This window comes from Janthinobacterium sp. PLB04, assembly GCF_021165895.1.
Lineage (GTDB): Bacteria > Pseudomonadota > Gammaproteobacteria > Burkholderiales > Burkholderiaceae_D > Janthinobacterium > Janthinobacterium lividum.
In genome coordinates, this window is record NZ_CP088968.1 from 5,379,475 (window position 1) to 5,397,692 (window position 18,218).

General features: G+C 64.0%; 14 protein-coding genes. 9 read left to right on the forward strand and 5 right to left on the reverse strand.

Annotated features, from left to right (window positions below):
• Positions 1-2: 2 nt before the first annotated feature.
• From moaA to LSO07_RS23770, 3 genes are all read left to right on the forward strand, one after another.
• On the forward strand, positions 3-1,124 hold the full coding sequence (gene moaA, locus LSO07_RS23760; RefSeq protein WP_151096734.1) for a GTP 3',8-cyclase MoaA: 1,122 nt from the start codon (positions 3-5) through the stop codon (positions 1,122-1,124).
• A 62-nt stretch (positions 1,125-1,186) separates the two neighbouring features.
• Positions 1,187-3,034: a molybdopterin molybdotransferase MoeA gene (gene moeA / locus LSO07_RS23765; protein WP_225317406.1), complete on the forward strand. Its 1,848-nt coding sequence runs from the start codon at positions 1,187-1,189 to the stop codon at positions 3,032-3,034.
• Between the two features lie 316 nt (positions 3,035-3,350).
• Positions 3,351-4,265: an MHFG family PEP-CTERM protein gene (locus tag LSO07_RS23770; RefSeq protein WP_151096738.1), complete on the forward strand. Its 915-nt coding sequence runs from the start codon at positions 3,351-3,353 to the stop codon at positions 4,263-4,265.
• Positions 4,266-4,274: 9 nt separating this feature from the next.
• Here LSO07_RS23770 and rmuC read toward each other — a convergent pair whose 3' ends face one another.
• Both rmuC and LSO07_RS23780 read right to left on the reverse strand, forming a co-directional pair.
• Positions 4,275-5,645: a DNA recombination protein RmuC gene (gene rmuC / locus LSO07_RS23775; protein WP_034785265.1), complete on the reverse strand. Its 1,371-nt coding sequence runs from the start codon at positions 5,643-5,645 to the stop codon at positions 4,275-4,277.
• Between the two features lie 5 nt (positions 5,646-5,650).
• On the reverse strand, positions 5,651-6,046 hold the full coding sequence (locus LSO07_RS23780; protein WP_034785429.1) for a group II truncated hemoglobin: 396 nt from the start codon (positions 6,044-6,046) through the stop codon (positions 5,651-5,653).
• A gap of 132 nt (positions 6,047-6,178) precedes the next feature.
• Between LSO07_RS23780 and LSO07_RS23785 the strand changes: the two genes are divergently transcribed.
• The 3 genes from LSO07_RS23785 to LSO07_RS23795 are packed head-to-tail and all read left to right on the forward strand — an operon-like array spanning position 6,179 to position 8,329.
• Entirely contained in the window at positions 6,179-7,444 is a 1,266-nt protein-coding gene (locus LSO07_RS23785; RefSeq protein WP_151096740.1) for an MFS transporter, read from the forward strand.
• A gap of 12 nt (positions 7,445-7,456) precedes the next feature.
• On the forward strand, positions 7,457-7,804 hold the full coding sequence (locus LSO07_RS23790; protein ID WP_151096742.1) for a GIY-YIG nuclease family protein: 348 nt from the start codon (positions 7,457-7,459) through the stop codon (positions 7,802-7,804).
• A 57-nt stretch (positions 7,805-7,861) separates the two neighbouring features.
• Positions 7,862-8,329, forward strand: a complete 468-nt coding sequence (locus tag LSO07_RS23795; RefSeq protein ID WP_070281316.1) for a MarR family winged helix-turn-helix transcriptional regulator — start codon at positions 7,862-7,864, stop codon at positions 8,327-8,329.
• 10 nt (positions 8,330-8,339) lie between these two features.
• Here LSO07_RS23795 and cqsA read toward each other — a convergent pair whose 3' ends face one another.
• Positions 8,340-9,587, reverse strand: a complete 1,248-nt coding sequence (gene cqsA, locus LSO07_RS23800) for an alpha-hydroxyketone-type quorum-sensing autoinducer synthase (RefSeq protein ID WP_070281317.1) — start codon at positions 9,585-9,587, stop codon at positions 8,340-8,342.
• Between the two features lie 152 nt (positions 9,588-9,739).
• Here cqsA and LSO07_RS23805 point away from each other — a divergent pair, with 152 nt between their 5' ends.
• Together LSO07_RS23805 and LSO07_RS23810 are read left to right on the forward strand one after the other, a co-directional pair.
• The gene (locus LSO07_RS23805) at positions 9,740-11,038 is read left to right on the forward strand and encodes a sensor histidine kinase (protein WP_070253703.1); all 1,299 of its coding nucleotides are present in this window, start codon (positions 9,740-9,742) and stop codon (positions 11,036-11,038) included.
• A 3-nt stretch (positions 11,039-11,041) separates the two neighbouring features.
• Positions 11,042-12,049 (forward strand): response regulator, encoded by a 1,008-nt coding sequence (locus LSO07_RS23810; protein ID WP_151096744.1) that lies wholly within the window; start codon positions 11,042-11,044, stop codon positions 12,047-12,049.
• Positions 12,050-12,051: 2 nt separating this feature from the next.
• Here the strand turns inward: LSO07_RS23810 and LSO07_RS23815 are convergent, their stop codons facing one another.
• Both LSO07_RS23815 and LSO07_RS23820 read right to left on the reverse strand, forming a co-directional pair.
• Positions 12,052-14,583 (reverse strand): ABC transporter permease, encoded by a 2,532-nt coding sequence (locus LSO07_RS23815; RefSeq protein ID WP_151096746.1) that lies wholly within the window; start codon positions 14,581-14,583, stop codon positions 12,052-12,054.
• Positions 14,584-14,607: 24 nt separating this feature from the next.
• On the reverse strand, positions 14,608-15,639 hold the full coding sequence (locus LSO07_RS23820) for an adenosine deaminase (RefSeq protein ID WP_151096748.1): 1,032 nt from the start codon (positions 15,637-15,639) through the stop codon (positions 14,608-14,610).
• A gap of 597 nt (positions 15,640-16,236) precedes the next feature.
• Here LSO07_RS23820 and LSO07_RS23825 point away from each other — a divergent pair.
• The gene (locus tag LSO07_RS23825; protein WP_034785249.1) at positions 16,237-18,159 is read left to right on the forward strand and encodes a PrkA family serine protein kinase; all 1,923 of its coding nucleotides are present in this window, start codon (positions 16,237-16,239) and stop codon (positions 18,157-18,159) included.
• Positions 18,160-18,218: the final 59 nt, after the last annotated feature.

An 18,218-nucleotide genomic window follows, 5' to 3' on the forward strand; every position in this document is an offset into this window, starting at 1 on the left:
TCATGGCTGACAAGATTATCTACCTCGCCGAAGCCCGCAACGGGGCACCGGCGATCCCTGCGCAGCTGGAAAGCCCCAGCGGCAATGTGGCCGACAGCCTGGGCCGGCCCTTGCACGACTTGCGCATCTCGATTACCGACCGCTGCAATTTCCGTTGCGTGTATTGCATGCCGAAGGACGTGTTCGACAAGAACCACGTGTATCTGCCGCACACGGATTTGCTGTCGTTCGAGGAAATCACGCGCATCGCGCGCCTGTTCGTCGCGCACGGCGTGGAAAAGATCCGCCTGACGGGCGGCGAACCGCTGCTGCGCAAGAATATCGAAAAGCTCATCGCCATGCTGGCCGACCTGCGCACGCCGTCGGGCCAGCCGCTGGACCTGACCCTGACGACCAATGGTTCATTACTGGCAAGAAAGGCGCAGGCGCTCAAGGATGCGGGCCTGAACCGGGTTACAGTGTCGCTTGACTCGCTCGACGACGCCACCTTCAAGCGCATGAACGATGTTGACTTTGCCGTGGCCGACGTGCTGCACGGCATCGATGCGGCACACCAGGCAGGACTCGGCCCCATCAAGATCAACATGGTCGTCAAGGCCGGCATGAACGAGCAGGAAATCGTGCCCATGGCGCGCCACTTCAAGGGCACGCCGTACATCCTGCGCTTCGTCGAATACATGGACGTGGGCGCCTCGAACGGCTGGAACTTGCAGGAAGTCATCCCTTCGGCAGAAGTCGTGCGCCGTATCGGCGCGCAGATGCCCTTGCTGCCCATCAACCCGAACTACACGGGCGAAACGGCGGCGCGCTGGCGCTATGCGGATGGCAGCGGCGAAATCGGCCTCATTTCCAGCGTCACGCAAGCGTTCTGCGCCGACTGCAGCCGCGCCCGCCTCTCGACCGAAGGCAAGCTGTACACGTGCCTGTTCGCCAGCAGCGGCCACGACTTGCGCAGCCTGCTGCGCGGCGGCCACAGCGATGCGGAAATTTCCTCGGCCGTGGCGCAGCTGTGGCGCGGCCGCGGCGACCGCTATTCGCAATTGCGCACCAGCCAGACGGATCTGACGGGCGGCGCACTTGAGCACGGTAAAAAGAAAGTGGAAATGTCGTACATCGGCGGCTGAATCGGGAGCGGCGCACGCCTGCCGCTGCTACCATGGCGTATGCATCCACATTTTCGCCTCTCATGATCAATCAACACGACATTACCGGCCTGATCCTGGCCGGCGGCCTCGGCACGCGCATGGGCCAGCGCGACAAGGGCATGCTGCCCCTGCATGGCCAGCCCCTGGTCCGCCACGTGCTGCAGCGCCTAGCGCCGCAAGTGGGCCAGCTGGCCATCAGTGTCCATGCGGATGCCGGAGACTACGCGCGCTTCGGCCTGCCCGTGTGGCCCGACGCGCTGCCTGGCCAGCTCGGTCCGCTGGCCGGCTTGCACAGCGGCATGCAGCATGCCACCGCCCCCTATCTGCTCACCGTGCCGTGCGACTCGCCATTGCTGCCGCCCGACCTGGCAGCGCGCCTGGCCGCCGGCCTGGCCGAACACAATGCGGACCTGGCCATCGCCGTCACCGAGGACATCGATCCCGCGACGGGCCAGACGGTGCGCCGCCCGCACCCCGTCTTCTGTCTCGTCAAGACTTCCGCCCTGTCCCAGCTCGATGCGTACCTGCGCGGCGGAGAGCGCCGCATGCGCACCTGGCATGGCCCCTTGAAACTGGCCGAGGTGCTCTTCGAGAACAATAGCGCGTTCGGCAACATCAATACCCCGGACGAGCTGGCGGCCCTGCAGGCGCAGGGCCTGTCCGTGCCGATGGCGCAAGCCATCCTGGCCGACACCGTCGCGCCTGTCGCCGAGATCGAGGAACTGCCGCTGCCGCAAGCGTTCGAGCGCATCCTGGCGGCCGACATCATCTCGCCCATCAGCGTGCCCGCGCACGACAATTCCGCCATGGATGGCTACGCCCTGCACGGCGCCGACCTCGGTGGCGACACTGCTGTCACCCTGGCCGTGGTCGACACCATCCTGGCCGGGCGTCCCGGCACGGTCAACATTGGACGCGGCCAATGCGCGCGCATCATGACGGGCGCCGTCATGCCGGACGGCTGCGACAGCGTGGTGCCGCAGGAACTGGTGCAGCACGCCAGCGCACAGCACATCACCGTGGCGCCGGACTGCATCCGCGCCGGCGACAACCGCCGCTTCAAGGGCGAAGACTTGATGCAGGACCAGCCTGCCCTGCTGCAGGGCAAGATACTCGGACCGGCCGAGCTGGGTCTGCTGGCCTCGCTGGGCATCGCCACGGTGCCCGTACGCCGGCGCCTGCGCGTGGCCTTCTTTTCCACCGGCGACGAGTTGCGCTCGATCGGCGAGCCGCTCGACGCGGGTTGCATCTACGACAGCAACCGCTACACCCTGCTGGGCATGCTGACCCGCCTCGGCTGCGAAGTGCTCGACATGGGTATCGTCAAGGACAATCCGCAAGCGCTGGAAGCGGCCCTGCGCGGCGCCTGCGCCTCGGCCGACGTCATCGTCACGTCGGGCGGCGTGTCCAGCGGCGCGGCCGATTTTACGCGCGACATCCTGGCGCGCCTCGGTGACGTGGCCTTCTGGCAAATCAACATGCGCCCGGGCCGCCCCATGGCCTTCGGCCGGATTGCCAGCGAAGGCGAATCGGCACTACTGCTGGGCCTGCCCGGCAACCCCGTGGCCGTGATGGCGGCGTTTTATTTCCTCGCCCGCCCGACCCTGCTGCGCCTGATGGGCGCCGACGCGGACACATCCGCCCTGCAGCTGCTGCAGGTGGCGGCGCAAGCGCCCATCCGCAAGAAACGGGGCCGCACGGAATACCAGCGCGGCATCGTCGAGCGGGGCGCGGACGGGCGCCAGCACGTGCGCGTGACGGGAGCGCAAGGCTCCGGCATCCTGCGCTCGATGACGCAAGCCAATTGCATGATCGTGCTGCACGAAGCGCAAGGCCATGTGGCGGCCGGCGACCTGGTCGATATCGTGCTGTTCCATGGATTGACCTGATGCACCACCACCGGCCAGGCTGACGCGCTGGCCGGGCCGCATTCCACGCTGCGTCACCTGCGTTTCGCCCTCCTCTTCACAACGGCCCGCCCTGCGCGGGCCGTTCGCATTGCCCCTTCGCAATCAATTTATCCTGCACGGCAACTGTTCGGCTATCAAGATAAAAATATTAATCATTTCCATGACCAATAAATCAATAAAGACAACACTAATTGTAATAATTTTATTTATTAGTTGATATTGAAGTTTCTTCGGTGATAACATTCAAGCTTGTATAAAGTTCAATTTTGATATTGTTTTCATGAGGAAACTAACAATGAGACACAGCTCATGGATCGCGGGAGCCAGCATGCTAGGCGTGGCATGCCTGCTTGCTACCTTGTCCCTGGCGCCCTTGACCGCCAGCGCGAAAGGCATCGCGCGCGCCGGTGTGCTGGATAACTGCAACTGGAACCGTCCAGGCGTCGACCCGTTCATGGGGGACGTGGTGGCGGCGGTGGACCGCTATACGGATATCGCGCCGCCAGTGCGCGAACAATTGAAGGAGCGCATGCGCGCGCGCCAGTATGATGAGATCGTGGTGATCAGCCGCGACGCCATCCGCGGCAAGGGCAACTACAACACGCGCATCAGCGACATGCATTTCGGCCCGGGCCGCGTTTGCCGCAATGTCACACGTGCAGGCTGGAGCGAACAGATGCAGGAACGGGGACTCGTGTATTGCGTACAGGGCCAGTGCATCCTCGTGCCGACGATTTGCCGTAACGTCAGCCGTATCACGCAGGCACCCGCGTCGGCGCCGCCGGCGGCAGGCGCCGCGCCCGGCGGTGCAGCGCCTGTTGCGGCCGCCCCGGCCGCCCCGGAAGCGGCAGGCGTGCCACTGATCGACAATCCCGACGCCTTGCGCGGCGGTTCTTTCACGGGCGGCGCCATGCCGCCCGAGGTGGCCAGCATTCCGTTCCTGCCTTTCAACAATTATGTGCGCACCGTCGGCGGCATCACGCCGCCGGCCGGCATGGGTGGTGGCGGCGGTGGCGGTGGCGGCGGTCTGCCGCCGGACCAGGGCAGCAGCATCATCGTGCCGCCCACCGTGATCATCCCCACCTTTCCCCCCACGGTGCCGACGGTCTTGCCGGCCGTGCCCGAACCGCAAACCTGGGCCATGCTGCTGGCGGGACTGGCGATGGTCGGTTACAGCGCGCTGCGCCGCCGCACTGTGCGGACGGCCTGAGGCGGCGCGCTACTCGCCGTCGCCGGCGTCCGCCTTACCCAGCAGCAAGGCGGCCGCCTCGCCCGGCAAGGCTTCCACGGATTTCAATTTGCGCGCCATCTGCCGGCTGCGCACTTCCGCGCTTTCGATATTCTTCGCCGCCTTTTCCAGGGTCAGCCGGGTTTGCGACAGCACGTCGCCGAATTTGCCGAATTCCGTCTTGACGGCGCCCAGCACTTGCCACACTTCCGACGAGCGCTTTTCCAGCGCCAGGGTGCGGAAACCCATTTGCAAGCTGTTGAGCAAGGCCGTCAACGTGGATGGTCCGGCGATGCTGACCCGGTGCACGCGCTGCAATTCGTCGGCCAGGCCCGGGCGGCGCAACACTTCCGCATACAAGCCTTCCGTGGGCAGGAACAGGATGGCAAAGTCGGTGGTGTGCGGCGGCGCCAGGTATTTCTCGGCGATGGTTTTCGCTTCGCCGCGCACGGCCCGTTCCAGCTCGCGTCCAGCCAGCGCCACGCCATCGGCATCGGCCCGCTCGGCCGCCTCGACCAGGCGCTCGTACTGTTCCTTGGGAAACTTCGCGTCGATCGGCATCCACACGGGAGGGCCGCCGTCGGAGAGGCCCGGCAATTTCAAGGCGAATTCCACGCGCGCGCCGCTGCCGGCCACGGTTTCCACGTTCTTCGCATACTGGTCGACAGTGAGTACCTGCTCCAGCAGCATTTCCAGCTGCACTTCGCCCCAGGTGCCACGCGTCTTCACATTGGTGAGTACCCGCTTCAAATCGCCCACGCCCAGCGCCAGCTGCTGCATCTCGCCGAGACCCTGGTGGACTTTTTCCAGCCGCTCCGACACTTGCTGGAACGACGCACTGAGGCGCGTTTCCAGGGTGGCGTGCAGTTTCTCGTCGACCGTCTTGCGCATCTCTTCCAGGCGTGCGCCATTGTCGGCCTGCAAGTCGCGGATCTTGTTCTCGAGCGTGGCGCGCACTTCCAGCATGCGCTGCGCATTCGATTCCGTCAGCTGGGCCAGGGTTTGATTGGTACTCTCGGCAAAGCGCGCCAGGCTTTGCGCCTGCTCTTCGCGCCCGACTTTCCCCTGTGCCTGCATCTGCGTGCGCAGGCTGTCGAGCTGTTGCAAGGTCGCCGCCTGGAATTGCGCCAGGCCGGTGGCCAGATCCTGGCGCGTCGCTTGCGCCGATGCCTGCAGTTGCAGCCGCACTTCGCGCTCGACCCGGTCGATGCGATCCAGGCTTTGCTGCTGGTGTTGTTGCACCAGGGCCAGGGTGGTGGCGCCATCGCCGGCCGCGCCACGCGGGCGCAGCAAGATCAATAGCAACAGGACGATGGCGACGATGGCGGCGCCCAGCAGGCTGTAAAACTCGATTGGGCTCATGGGTGTCAGTCAGGCTTGTTGCGCATCCAGTCGGCCGTCTGATAGAACGATTCCATCAGGCGTACGCGCAAGGATTCTTCGATGCCCGTGTCTTCCATGGCCCAGGCCATGGCGCGCAGCCACTGGTCGCGCTCGCTGGTGCCGATGGCGTAGGGCAAGTGACGGGCGCGCAGGCGCGGGTGGCCGAATTTCTCGATATACAAATCCGGTCCGCCCATCCAGCCCGTGAGGAAGAAATACAGCTTGTCGCGCGAGCCGTCCGTCGATGGCGGATGCATGACGCGGATGCCGGCGAACTCGGCTTCGAGTTCCATCAAGTCATAAAAACGGTCGACCATTTCGCGCAGCACGGGGGCGCCGCCGATGGTCTCGTACAGGGTGGGGGCAGTGGTATCAGTCATGGCCGCCATGATAGCGCAAGCGCTAGCGCCTCATGCGGCGGCAGCTGTCGCTGCCATAATAAAAAGCAATATACTTGACCACTCAAGCTTATATCAACTACTATGCAATCTTTAAACACGGGAAGATAAAGCATGTCGACCACCGCAGAATCCCACTTGATGCGCAATACCAACTTCCGCTGGCTGCTGGGCGGCGGCCTCGTGTCCATGCTAGGCGACCAGTTCAGCATGCTGGCCCTGCCGTGGCTGGTGCTGAGCCTGACGGGCGATAGCCTCAGCCTGGGCATCGCCGTGGCCCTGATGGGCGCGCCCCGCGCCGTGCTCATCTTGTTGGGTGGCACGGTCGCCGACCGGCATTCGCCCCGGCGCGTACTGCTGGCAAGCAAACTGGCCAATGCCGCCATCCTGCTGGCGCTGGCCGGGCTGCTGATGCTGGACCAGGCCAGCCTGGCGCTGGCGTATGCGGCCGCGCTGGCGCTGGGCATCGCTTCCGCCTTTGGCATTCCCGCCGGCACGGCCATCCTGCCGCAAGCCGTGCCGTCGCAGTCACTGCAAGCGGCCAACAGCCTGCAGATGGGTGCGCGCCAGTTTTCCTTGCTGGCCGGTCCCCTGCTGGCGGCGCTCGTGCTCGGCACCCACGATGGCGCCCGGCACACCGGCATGGCGGCGCTGGCCGCCGCCTTTGCCATCGATGCGCTGACGTTCCTGTTCTCGGCCTGGACCTTGCGGCAAGTCAGCCTGCGGCCACTGGCCGCGGCGGCGGCGCAGGGCATGTGGCGCGACATGGCGGCGGGCCTGGCCATGGTGTGGCGCGACATTCCCTTGCGCAGCTGCTATGTGTACTGGGCGGTGGTGGCCTTCTTCGTCATGGGGTCGCTACAAGTGGCCTTGCCCGTGCTGGCCAGCGAGCGCCTGCACGGCGCCGCGGCGCTGGGTGTGCTGATGGGCGCGCACGGCGCGGGCACCCTGGCCGGCATGCTGGCATCCAGCCTGGGCGGCGCCTGGCTGCGCCGCCGCTTCGGCGCCACCCTGCTGCTGGTCGATGCGGTCGTGGGCCTGCTGCTGATGGCGCTGGGGCAAATCGGCACGGCCTGGCAGGGCGCGGCCTTGCTGGCCGTCACGGGCATGCTGGGCGGCTATGTGCAGGTAGCCATCTTTACGTGGATACAGCGGCGCGTGGCGCCCGCCATGCTGGGCCGGGCAATGGCACTGTTCATGGGCATCTTCCTGGGACTGGCGCCCCTGTCGGCGGCGGCCACGGGCGCGTTGCTGCGCCAGCTGAGCGTGGGCGAGCTGTTCTGCGCTGGCGGCGCCCTGCTGCTGGCCGCCGCCGTGGCCGCCATATTGTGGACGGATATTCCCCGCATCGGGGCTAGCGATTATGCAGTTCAACCTTAAGGCAGTCACAGCATGGATAAACCACGACAAGCGGCCCTGAAAGCGGCCTACCGGCAACAAGCGCCCGCGCTGGGCATCATCGCGCTGCGCCACTTGCCCAGCGGACGCACCCTGCTCGAACGCAGCCGCAATGCCCCTGGCGCGCTGAACCGCCATCGCTTCGAACTGAATCTGGGCAAGCACCGCAACGCCCTCCTGCAGGCGGACTGGCAACGCGACGGCGCGGCGGCTTTCCGTTTCGAGCTGCTCGATGCCGTCAAGGTGCCCGACGATCCCGCCTTCGATGCGGATGCCGAGCTGGACGCCCTGCTGGCGCTGTACCAGGCACAGCTGCTGGAGCAGGGACAGGCACGCTATTGAGCGGCCATGCTTTACACTTGCGCACTCAAGCACTTCGCAGTGAATTAAAAGGACGTCATGATCGATCACACTCCCCCGCCGCCGGACGGCGCCAGCGCGCTGGACTTCTGCCTGCGCCTGGCGCGCGCCCAGGCCGTGCTGGTGCGCCGCTTCGACAGCATCCTGGGCAATCTGCATGGCCTGAGCTTCAGCGATTATCAGTTGCTGTACCACTTGCAGCGCGCGCCCGGCGGCCGCCTGCGCCGCATCGACCTGGCCGAACGCCTGGCGCTGACGGCGTCCGGCATCACGCGCTCCTTGATGCCGCTGGAAAAAATCGGCCTGGTGGCGCGCCAGGCCGATGCGCGCGATGCCCGCGTCGGCTATGCCGTCATCACGGAAGCGGGACAAGCCCTGCTGCTCCACGCCGATGCGACAGCGCAGGCACTAGGCCAGGAATTGCTGGGCAGCGCCAGCGCGGAACAGCTGGCACCGCTATCCATGCTGCTGGCCGGCATCGCCGGCAGCCAGCCAGCGAACGGCTGACGCATCGCCCTTACACGAGCGCCAGCTTGCGCAGGCGCCGCGTCGACTGCCAGTGTTCCACGCCCGTTTCGTCGCGGATGGCGGCGCAGGCGGCCAGCACTCTTGCGCACTCATCCTCGCGCAAGCCCGCATTCAGGGTCAGGCGCACGATGGCGCGGTTCTTCGCCGTAGCCGGGGCACAAAACATGGCGCCGTAAATGCCGTGCCGTTCCAGCGCCTGGCGCAGGGCCAGGGTGGCCGGTTCGCCGCCCGCCTCCAGCGCCACGATCTGCTCCGTGCCATCGCTGACGTTGTAGCCCAGCTCGCGCAAGCCGTCGCGCACCTGCAGCGTGTGGCGCCGCAGGGTGGCGCGGCGCTCGTCGGCGGCCATGATGAAATCGAGCGCCGCGCCCAGCCACGCCAGCTCATGCGCCAGCAGGCAGGAACTGAAGATGGCGGGGCGTGATTCGGACAAGAAATACCCCTTGAAGCGGCTGGAACAGCTGATGAAACCGGCCCGGCCCGCGAAGGCCTTGGCCAGCGATGCCGTGCGGAAATGCACGCGGTGGCCCAGTCCCCAGGCTTCCACCAGGCCCGCGCCCTGCGGGCCGTGCGTGCCCAGCGAATGCGACTCGTCGACCACCACCACGCAGTCGCTGCGCTCGGCGATATCGAGCAGCTCCAGCAGCGGCGCCAGGCTGCCGTTGGTGCTGTACAGGGCATCGACGACAATCACGCCACGGCCATGCTTTGCCACCTGCCGTCGCAGGTGCGTCATGTCGTTGTGCAGGAAGGGCACGGCCTGGGCCTGGGCCGACAGCACGCCTTCCCACAGCGACGCGTGAGCCTGCATGTCCAGGTAGACGGGAATGCCGGGGCCGGCGATACACTGCAGCAAGCCGACGTTGGCCGCCATGCCGGACTGCGCCAGGATGCCATCCTCGCAGCCCATGAAGCGGGCCAGCCGGCTTTCCAGCCGGTGCTGTTCGCTGCCTTCCTGCAAGTACACGGCCGACATCAGCATGCCGCCCGCATGCGCCTGCAGGGATGCCACCTGCGCCGCCACCAGCGTCGGCTCGGCGGCGATGGACAGGTAGTCATTGCCCGCCAGGAAAATAGCATGGGCGGGGGTTGGTTGCCAGGCATGGGGATGCTGGCCGCCCAGCAGTTTTTCGATGCGCGTGATGTGATGCGCATCCATGCGCCGCACGATGTAGTCGGGCAGGCAGTGTTCGGCACGGGCGAAAGATGGGGTATGCACGCTGGTAGCGATGGTCATGGTTTTTCTCCTAGGGAAAGGTTTGCTGCAAATTAAAGCCTTGACCGTGTTGCAAACCCATCCATTGACGTATATCAATGTCCGACGAGATAACCGTTCAACCAGGAAAATTTACGCGATGATAATGTTCTAAAGAGAATCTAGGCAGAGTCATGACGCAGCAATTGCAAGGACGATGGACACACTGGCGCAGGCGCCTGCTCCATTCGCTGCTGCATGAGCGCGTGCCGCATGAGGACCTGGCCGGCCGGGTCGCCATGCTGGCCGCCGTGGGCACGGTGGCGATGCCGCTGTACTACCTGCTGTGGCATTACTTTTTTCCGCAAGCCTATGAAAACCTGACCCTGCGCCTGACGGGCGTGGGCATCTGCATGGCTGGCCTGTTTGCCCGCCGCTTCTCGGTCCGCTGGCTGTCGCGTTACCTGCTGTTCGCGCTCAGCTACATCCTGCCCTTCTTCTTTACTTTCATGTTTCTGATGAACCATGCGTCGTCCATCTGGAGCGAATCGCTGCTGATCGGCCTGGTCGTGCTGTTTCATTTCGAAACGAAACTGGCGTGCTGCGCCTACCTGATCGGCACCAGCGCCGCCTGCCTCGCCGTCATCCTGCAGGGGGAAGGCGGCTTCCTGCTGCAACGTGAAGTGCTGCAGCAACTGCCCGTGCACTGGTTCACCATTGCCGCGCTGTCCGTGGTGAAAGTGGGCAGCAAGGTGCTGGAACTGGAACGGCTGGCAGGCCTGGCGGCCGGGCTCGGTTCCGTGGCGCACGAGCTGCGCACGCCGCTGACCAGCGTGGAAGCCAATGTGCGGGGCATGCGCCGGCTGCTGCCGCAGCTGGCCGACCAGGCGGACGACATGCCCCCGTTGCAGGAAGCCCTGTCGCGCATCCAGTTCGAAGTGCGCCACATGCATCACATGATCGATCTGTTCCTGATGAGCGCCAGTGCCGTGAACCGCAACCTCCAGCCTAGCCAGGCGCTATCGATGCTGGAGATGGTGAACTCCGTGCTCAAGCGCTACCCATTTACCAGCAACAGCCAGCGCAGCAGCGTCAAGGTGGACGTGCGTGCCGACTTCCAGTTCGCCGGCCAGGACGAACTGTGCGTGGTGATCCTGCTGAATCTGCTGAGAAACGCGCTGAAAGCCATCCAGCGGGCAGGCAAGGGACGCGTGCGCATCATCATCGACGGCGCCCGCCCCGTGCCCAGACTGCTGTTCATCGACACGGGCTGCGGCATCGCGAAGAACCGCCTGCCGCTGATCTTCGAGCGTTTTTACTCCTATCCCGTCCATAACGGCAGCGGCATCGGCCTGGCCCTGTGCCGGCAGATCGTCACCGCCTGGCAGGCGCGCATCCGCTGCGTGTCGCGCGAACACGCCTATGCGATTTTCATCCTGGAATTCCCCCAGCCCGTGCCTGCCCGCTTCCAACCCTCTTCCCCCGCAAGGTGACGCATGCAACTGCCCGTCTACACCCATCCGACCCTGACCGTATTGATCGACGACAGCGATTCCTTCCTGAAAAGCCTGGCGTTCCAGCTCGATCCCGGCCTGGCGCGCAAGACCTTCCACGACACCAGCAGCGCCCTGCACTGGCTGCGCCAGAGCGCGCAGCCGGGCGAAACGCCGCTGCACGTCAACTTCGACACGCAAAACCTGCCGCCCGACCAGTGCAACGTGGCGCTCGACATCGAACGCATCTGGCGCATCAGCGGCCAGGCCCAGCGCTTTGCCGTGCCGTCCGTGCTGGTGGTCGATTATTCGATGCCGCAGATGAATGGTCTGGAATTTTGCCAGGCCGTGCGCGACTTGCCGTGCAAGAAGATTCTATTTACGGGCGCTGCCGATGAAAAAGTGGCCGTGACGGCCTTCAACCGGGGCTTGATCGACCGCTACATCAAGAAGAGCGACGACGATGCGCTCGACATCCTGGAACAGGAAATCGTTGCCCTGCAGCGCGAATTCTTCCTGCAGCAATCGGAGACCGTGCGCGACTTGCTGATGCTGCACGACTACAGTTTCCTGCAAGACGAAGCGCTGGCCGCCGTCGTGCACGAGCTGTGCCAGCGCCATGGCTTTGTCGAATACTATATTTTCCCCAATCCCAGCGGCATCCTGTTCTTCACGCGCGAAGGCCACGCCAAGCTGATGATCATCGAGACGGAACGCAGCCTGCATACGCAGTACGAAATGGCGCGCGACAGCGACGCGCCCGAGTCACTGCTGCTGGCCCTGCTGGAAATGCGCGTGATTCCCTACTTTTCCGACGCCGACAGCGACGGCATGTACGCGGCGCAGATCGGCGAAAACTGGTTCCGCTACTGCGCCGCGCCCACCATCTGCCTGGGCCGCATGACGTATTTCTGGGCCCTGTTCGACGTGCCGGCGCACCAGCTGGGGCAGCCGGTGATGTCTTACGCGCAATTTCTGCGGGCGGGCACAGGCGATAGCGTCAGCGCTTAAGACTAGCCTTCCCGCAAGGTCTGCAGGGGAGGATGTTTCAGCACGTTACGCAAGCCCAGCCAGCCGCCGGCAATCGCGCACAGGGCGCCGGCCAGCAAACCAAAGGCCCACACGCCGGGCGCGAAGCTCCAGGCGAACTTGAACTGGTACGTGGCCAGCGCCCAGCCCATGGCGGCCGCGCCCGATGCCGCCAGCAAGCCGGCCAGGGCGCCGACGAGCGAAAACTCGATCAACTGGGCCTGCGCCAGCTGGCGCCGCGTGGCGCCCAGCGCGCGCAGCAGTCCCGCTTCGCGCGTGCGCTCGTCCTGCGAACCCATCAGGGCCGCATACAGCACCAGCAAGCCCGATGCCAGCGTGAAGGCAAACAGGAATTCGACGGCCGTCACTACCTGGTCCAGCACGCCCTGGATCTGCTTGAGCACGCCGCCCACGTCGACCACCGTCAGGTTCGGATAATCGCGCAGCAAGGCATTGCCCAGGTCCGCCTGCGCGGGTGGCAGGTGAAAGGCCGTGATCCACGTCTGCGGCGTGTCCGCCATGGCGGCCGGATTGATGATGACAAAGAAATTGACGCGCATCGAGCCCCATTCCAGCTTGCGCAAGCTGGTAATGGCCGCTTCCACGGGCTGGCCGGCGATGTCGAAGCGCAGCTTGTCGCCCAGTTTCAGTTTCAATGTCTTGGCGATGCCCTCCTCCACCGACGCCTCGGCCGGCGCACCGGGCCCATTGCCGAACCACTTGCCGGCGACCAGCTTGTTTTCTTCCTGCATCGTGGCCATCGTCGACAGGTTGAATTCGCGGTCGGCCAGGCCCTTGGCCCGGTCATCCTCGTAGGTGGTTTCCGTGATGGCGTTGCCGTTCACGGCCACCAAACGCCCGCGTATCATCGGATACAAGGGCGCGTTGGCCACGCCGGCCTGGGCCAGGCGCGCGGCGATCGGGTCTTTCTGTTCCGGCAGGATATTGATCATGAAGCGGTTCGGCGCGTCCGGCGGCGTGGCGTTGCGCCAGGCCACCATCAAGTCGCCGCGCACCACCGTCAGCAGCAGCAAGGCCATCAGGCCCAGCGCCAGCGACACCACCTGGATGACGGTGGCGCCCGGGCGGCGCTGCAGGGACGTGACGGCAAAACGCCAGCCCTGGTGATTGAAGGCGCCGCGCAGGGTTTTCAGCGAGCGGATGCCCAGCCAGCCGGCCAGGCCGAACAGAGCGAAGCCGCCCAGGAAACCGGCCGCCGTCAGCAGCGCCAGTTTCACGTCGCCCGCCTGCCACAACAGCAGCACGACGAAGGCGGCGATGCCCAGGCCATAGGTGGCCACGGCCAGCGCCTGCGGCGGCTCCTGTTCGCGGCGGATCACGCGGTTATGGGGAACATTGCGCAACTGCAAAATCGGCGGCAGGGCAAAGCCCAGCAGCAACAGCATGCCGGTGGCCACGCCCTGCAGCGCGGGCAGCATGGAGACGGGCGGCAAGTCGCTCTGCACCAGTTTCCCCAACAGCTCCAGCAGCACCAGATGCCCGCCGAAGCCCACCATCACGCCGACCACGCTGCCGGCCAGGCCAACGAGCAGGAATTCGATCACGTACATGGCCGTGACCTGGTTTTGCGTCAAGCCCAGGCAGCGCAGCATGGCGCAGGCATCCAGGTGGCGCAGCATGAAGCGGCGCGCCGCCATGGCCACGGCGACGGCCGCCAGCATGGCCGACAGCAAGCCGACGAGCGACAGGAAACGGTCGGCGCGGTCCAGGGTCGACTGCATCTGCGGACTGCCCGATTCCAGCGACTCGATGCGCACGCCCTTGATGGCCTGCGTCTTGATCTGGCTTTCCAGCCAGGTTTGATATTGCGCAAGCTCGGCCGCCTTGGCGGGCGGCGCCGACAGCAGCAAGCGGTATGACACGCGCGAACCGTTCTGCACCAGCGCCGTGGCGGCAAGATCACTGAGGGGCAGCATCACGCGCGGGGCGAAATTGAGGAAGGAGGCGCCGCGGTCCGGCTCGCTGGCGATCAATTGCGTGACCGTAAATGCCTTGTCGCCCAGAGTCAGGGTGTCGCCCAGCCTGGCGTTCAGGCTGGACAGGATGGCCGCATCGACCCACAGGGTGCCGGGCGCCGGCACCTGGTCGGTTGGCCGTCCCACGGCATCCTGCGCCTCGCTCGGTTTGGTCGTGATTTTCAGCTTGCCCCGCTGCGGGTAGCCGGGCGAGACGGCCTTGATGGACGCCAGCTGCGACAGCGACTGTTCGCCCTCGCCCGCCTGCGCCATGCTGGGAAACGTCACCGTGTCGGCCAGGAGGAAGCCGCGCTTCTGCGCTTCCGCGCGCCATGCGGCATTGACGGGCTGGTCGGCGCTGATGACCAGGTCGGCCCCCAGCAACTGGTGCGCGTCGCGGTTCAGGCCCGCGCGCAGGCGGTCGACGAAGAAGCCCACGGCCGACAGGGCCGCCACGGCGACGATCAGCGCGACGAGCAGGAAACGCAGTTGCCCGGCGCGCCAGTCGCGGCCGGTCATTTTCAGGGAGAGGCGGAACATGGGCGGCGGGTCTTTATGAAGATGTTATTGCGCGCTGCCGTGAGCGGCCGCGTGCTGGGCGAAATACGCATCGACGGTAGCGAGGAAGGCGTCTTTCTGCGCTTGCGGCAGGAAGGCGGCGATGAAACCGTTGCGCGCCAGGCGTTGCGCGTGGGACAGGCCCAGCGGCAAGGCGTCGAAGATGGCGTCGAAATTGTCGTTCATGTAGCCGCCGAAATACGCGGGATCGTCCGAGTTCACCGTCACCAGCAGGCCCGCGTCGAGCAGTTGCACCAGGTTGTGGTCATGCATCTGGTCGAACACGCGCAGCTTGGTGTTCGACAGCGGGCAGACCGTCAAGGCGACCTGCTCGCGCGCCAGGCGGGCCGTCAGGTCCGCGTCTTCCAGGCAGCGCACGCCATGGTCGATGCGTTCGACCTGCAAGTCGTCGAGTGCCGTACGGATGTAGGCTGGCGGACCTTCCTCGCCCGCGTGGGCCACCAGGTGCAGGCCCAGCTCGCGGCAGCGGGCAAACACGCGCGAGAATTTCTCGGGCGGGTTGCCCACTTCCGACGAGTCGAGACCGATGCCGATGAATTTGTCGCGGTGCGGCAGCGCGTCTTCCAGGGTCTCGAACGCTTCTTCCTCGCTCAGGTGGCGCAGGAAGCACAGGATCAGGGCCGCGCTGACGGGACTGTCCTGGCAGGCTCGGTGGATGCCGTTGATCACGTCGGCCATGGCCACGCCGCGCGCCGTGTGGGTTTGCGGGTCGAAGAAGATTTCCGTGTGCAGCACGTTATCGGCTTCGGCGCGGCGCAGGTAGGCTTGCGTCATGTCATAGAAATCCTGCTCTTTCAAGAGCACGCTTGCGCCAGCGTAATAAATGTCGAGAAAAGACTGCAAATCCGTAAAAGCATAGGCGCTGCGCAAGTGTTCCACCGATTCATAGCCCAGCGGCACGCCATTGCGCTCGGCCAGTGCGAAAATCAGTTCTGGCTCCAGCGAGCCTTCGATATGGATATGCAGTTCGGCCTTCGGCATGCCGCGGACGATCGCGCGCAATTGGGGGTTCATCATGGGTGTTCCTTATAGGGTGACGATAAAAATGCTGGCTCGCACGCGCCGGGCGCGGCGCGGAAGACGCACGCGCGGCGCGCAGGGCCATCAGACATGCAGGCATCTTAGCGCAAGATGGCCAGCCTCACCGGCGCCCGGCCGCCATGGCGCAGGCCGCGGCAGCGCCATGGCCGGCTCCGGCACGCGCTGGCGAATTGTCGTATGATGATTTAAAAGGTACAAAAAGGTTCATTGAAATTGATGGAAAATCTGATGATTTATCCAATTAAATCAACAATTTACAAACAAGTATTAAGGATATGCTGACATATCTTTTGACTTCCTGATCCTTTAGAGCAATAATAAATTTCATGGGGTAAAGGTAGGTGCAACAAGCGCTATCAACAGTGAAAAAAAAGCCGGCTGGCTACGTCAGCACACGGCATCAAGCGCCAGTTTTTTGGTCCGGGCAATCCGGACTCGCAAAGACAGCCGGGCTTGAAACAACAATAAAAATCGATACGGGGTACAGGAAAAGTTCAGACGGCAAGCCCAGGCGAGTGCCAGGCGGGCGGCCATGGTGACTGGCAGTACAGGTTTACATTAAAGGACATTGACATGACCATTTTTGATAACTATGCAGCACGCTACGAGCGCACCCGCGAAGAGGAAATGTCGCTCACCGAATACCTGGCCCTGTGCAAGAAGGACAAGCTGACCTATGCCAGCGCGCCCGAACGCATGCTGGCCGCCATCGGCGAGCCGCAACTGGTCGACACGCGCAACGACACGCGCTTGTCGCGCATCTTCGCCAACAAGATCATCAAGATCTATCCCGCCTTCCGCGAGTTCTACGGCACCGAGGAAGTCATCGAGCAAGTCGTCTCGTATTTCCGCCACGCGGCGCAAGGCCTGGAAGAACGCAAGCAGATCCTGTATCTGCTGGGGCCCGTCGGCGGCGGCAAATCGTCGATCGCGGAAAAGCTCAAGTCGCTGATGGAGCATGTGCCCTTCTATTGCCTGAAAGGCTCGCCCGTCAACGAATCGCCGCTGGGCCTGTTCAACGAGGAAGAAGACGGCACCATCCTGGAAGAGGATTACGGCATCCCGCGCCGCTACCTGCGCAACATCCCCAGCCCGTGGGCCGTGAAGCGCCTGCATGAATACAATGGCGATATCAACCAGTTCCGCGTCGTCAAGCGCTACCCGTCCGTGCTGAAACAGATCGCCATCTCGAAAACGGAGCCGGGCGATGAAAACAACCAGGATATTTCTTCGCTGGTGGGCAAGGTCGACATCCGCAAGCTGGAAGACTATGCGCAGGACGACCCGGATGCCTACAGCTATTCGGGCGGCCTGTGCCTGGCCAACCAGGGCTTGATGGAATTCGTGGAAATGTTCAAGGCGCCGATCAAGGTCTTGCACCCCTTGCTGACGGCCACGCAGGAAGGCAACTACAAGGGCACGGAAGGCTTCGGCGCCATCCCGTTCGACGGCATCATCCTGGCCCACTCGAACGAGTCGGAATGGAAGACCTTCAAGAACAACCGCAACAACGAGGCGTTTCTTGACCGTATCTATATAGTCAAGGTGCCGTATTGCCTGCGCGTCTCCGATGAAATCAAGATCTACGACAAGCTGGTGGCCAATTCCTCGCTGGTCAAGGCCCCATGCGCGCCCGGCACCCTGCGCATGATGGCGCAGTTCGCCATCCTGTCGCGCCTGAAAGACCCGGAAAACTCCAGCATCTTTTCGAAGATGCTCGTCTACGATGGCGAGAACCTCAAGGATACGGACCCGAAAGCCAAGTCCATGCACGAATACGTCGATTACGCGGGCGTGGATGAAGGCATGAACGGCTTGTCGACGCGCTTTGCCTTCAAGATCCTGTCAAAAGTGTTCAACTTTGACAATTCCGAAGTGGCCGCCAATCCCGTGCATCTATTATATGTACTGGAGCAGCAGGTCGAGCGCGAGCAGTTCGCGCCGGAACTCGAGCAGCGCTACTTCTCCTATATCAAGGAGCACCTGGCGCAGCGCTATGTGGAATTCATCGGCAAGGAGATCCAGACGGCTTACCTGGAAAGCTATTCGGAATACGGACAGAACATCTTCGACCGCTATGTGACGTTTGCCGATTTCTGGATACAGGACCAGGAATACCGCGATCCGGACACGGGCGAAAGTTTCGACCGCGAATCGCTGAACAATGAACTGGAAAAGATCGAGAAGCCGGCGGGCATTTCCAATCCGAAGGATTTCCGCAATGAAATCGTGAACTTCGGCTTGCGCGCGCGGGCCTCGAACGGCGGCAAGAATCCCGCCTGGACCAGTTATGAAAAGTTCCGCACCGTGATTGAAAAGAAAATGTTTTCGAATACGGAGGAATTGCTGCCCGTGATTTCCTTCAATGCCAAGGCCAGCGCCGACGATGCCAACAAGCACGCCGACTTCGTGGCCCGCATGGTGGAAAAAGGCTATACGGCCAAGCAGGTACGCCTGTTATGCGAATGGTACTTGCGCGTACGCAAGTCGTCATAGCGCGGACAGCGAAGGCGCGCTCCCGCCCGATGGATGGCGGGGCGCGCGAGACGAGAGGC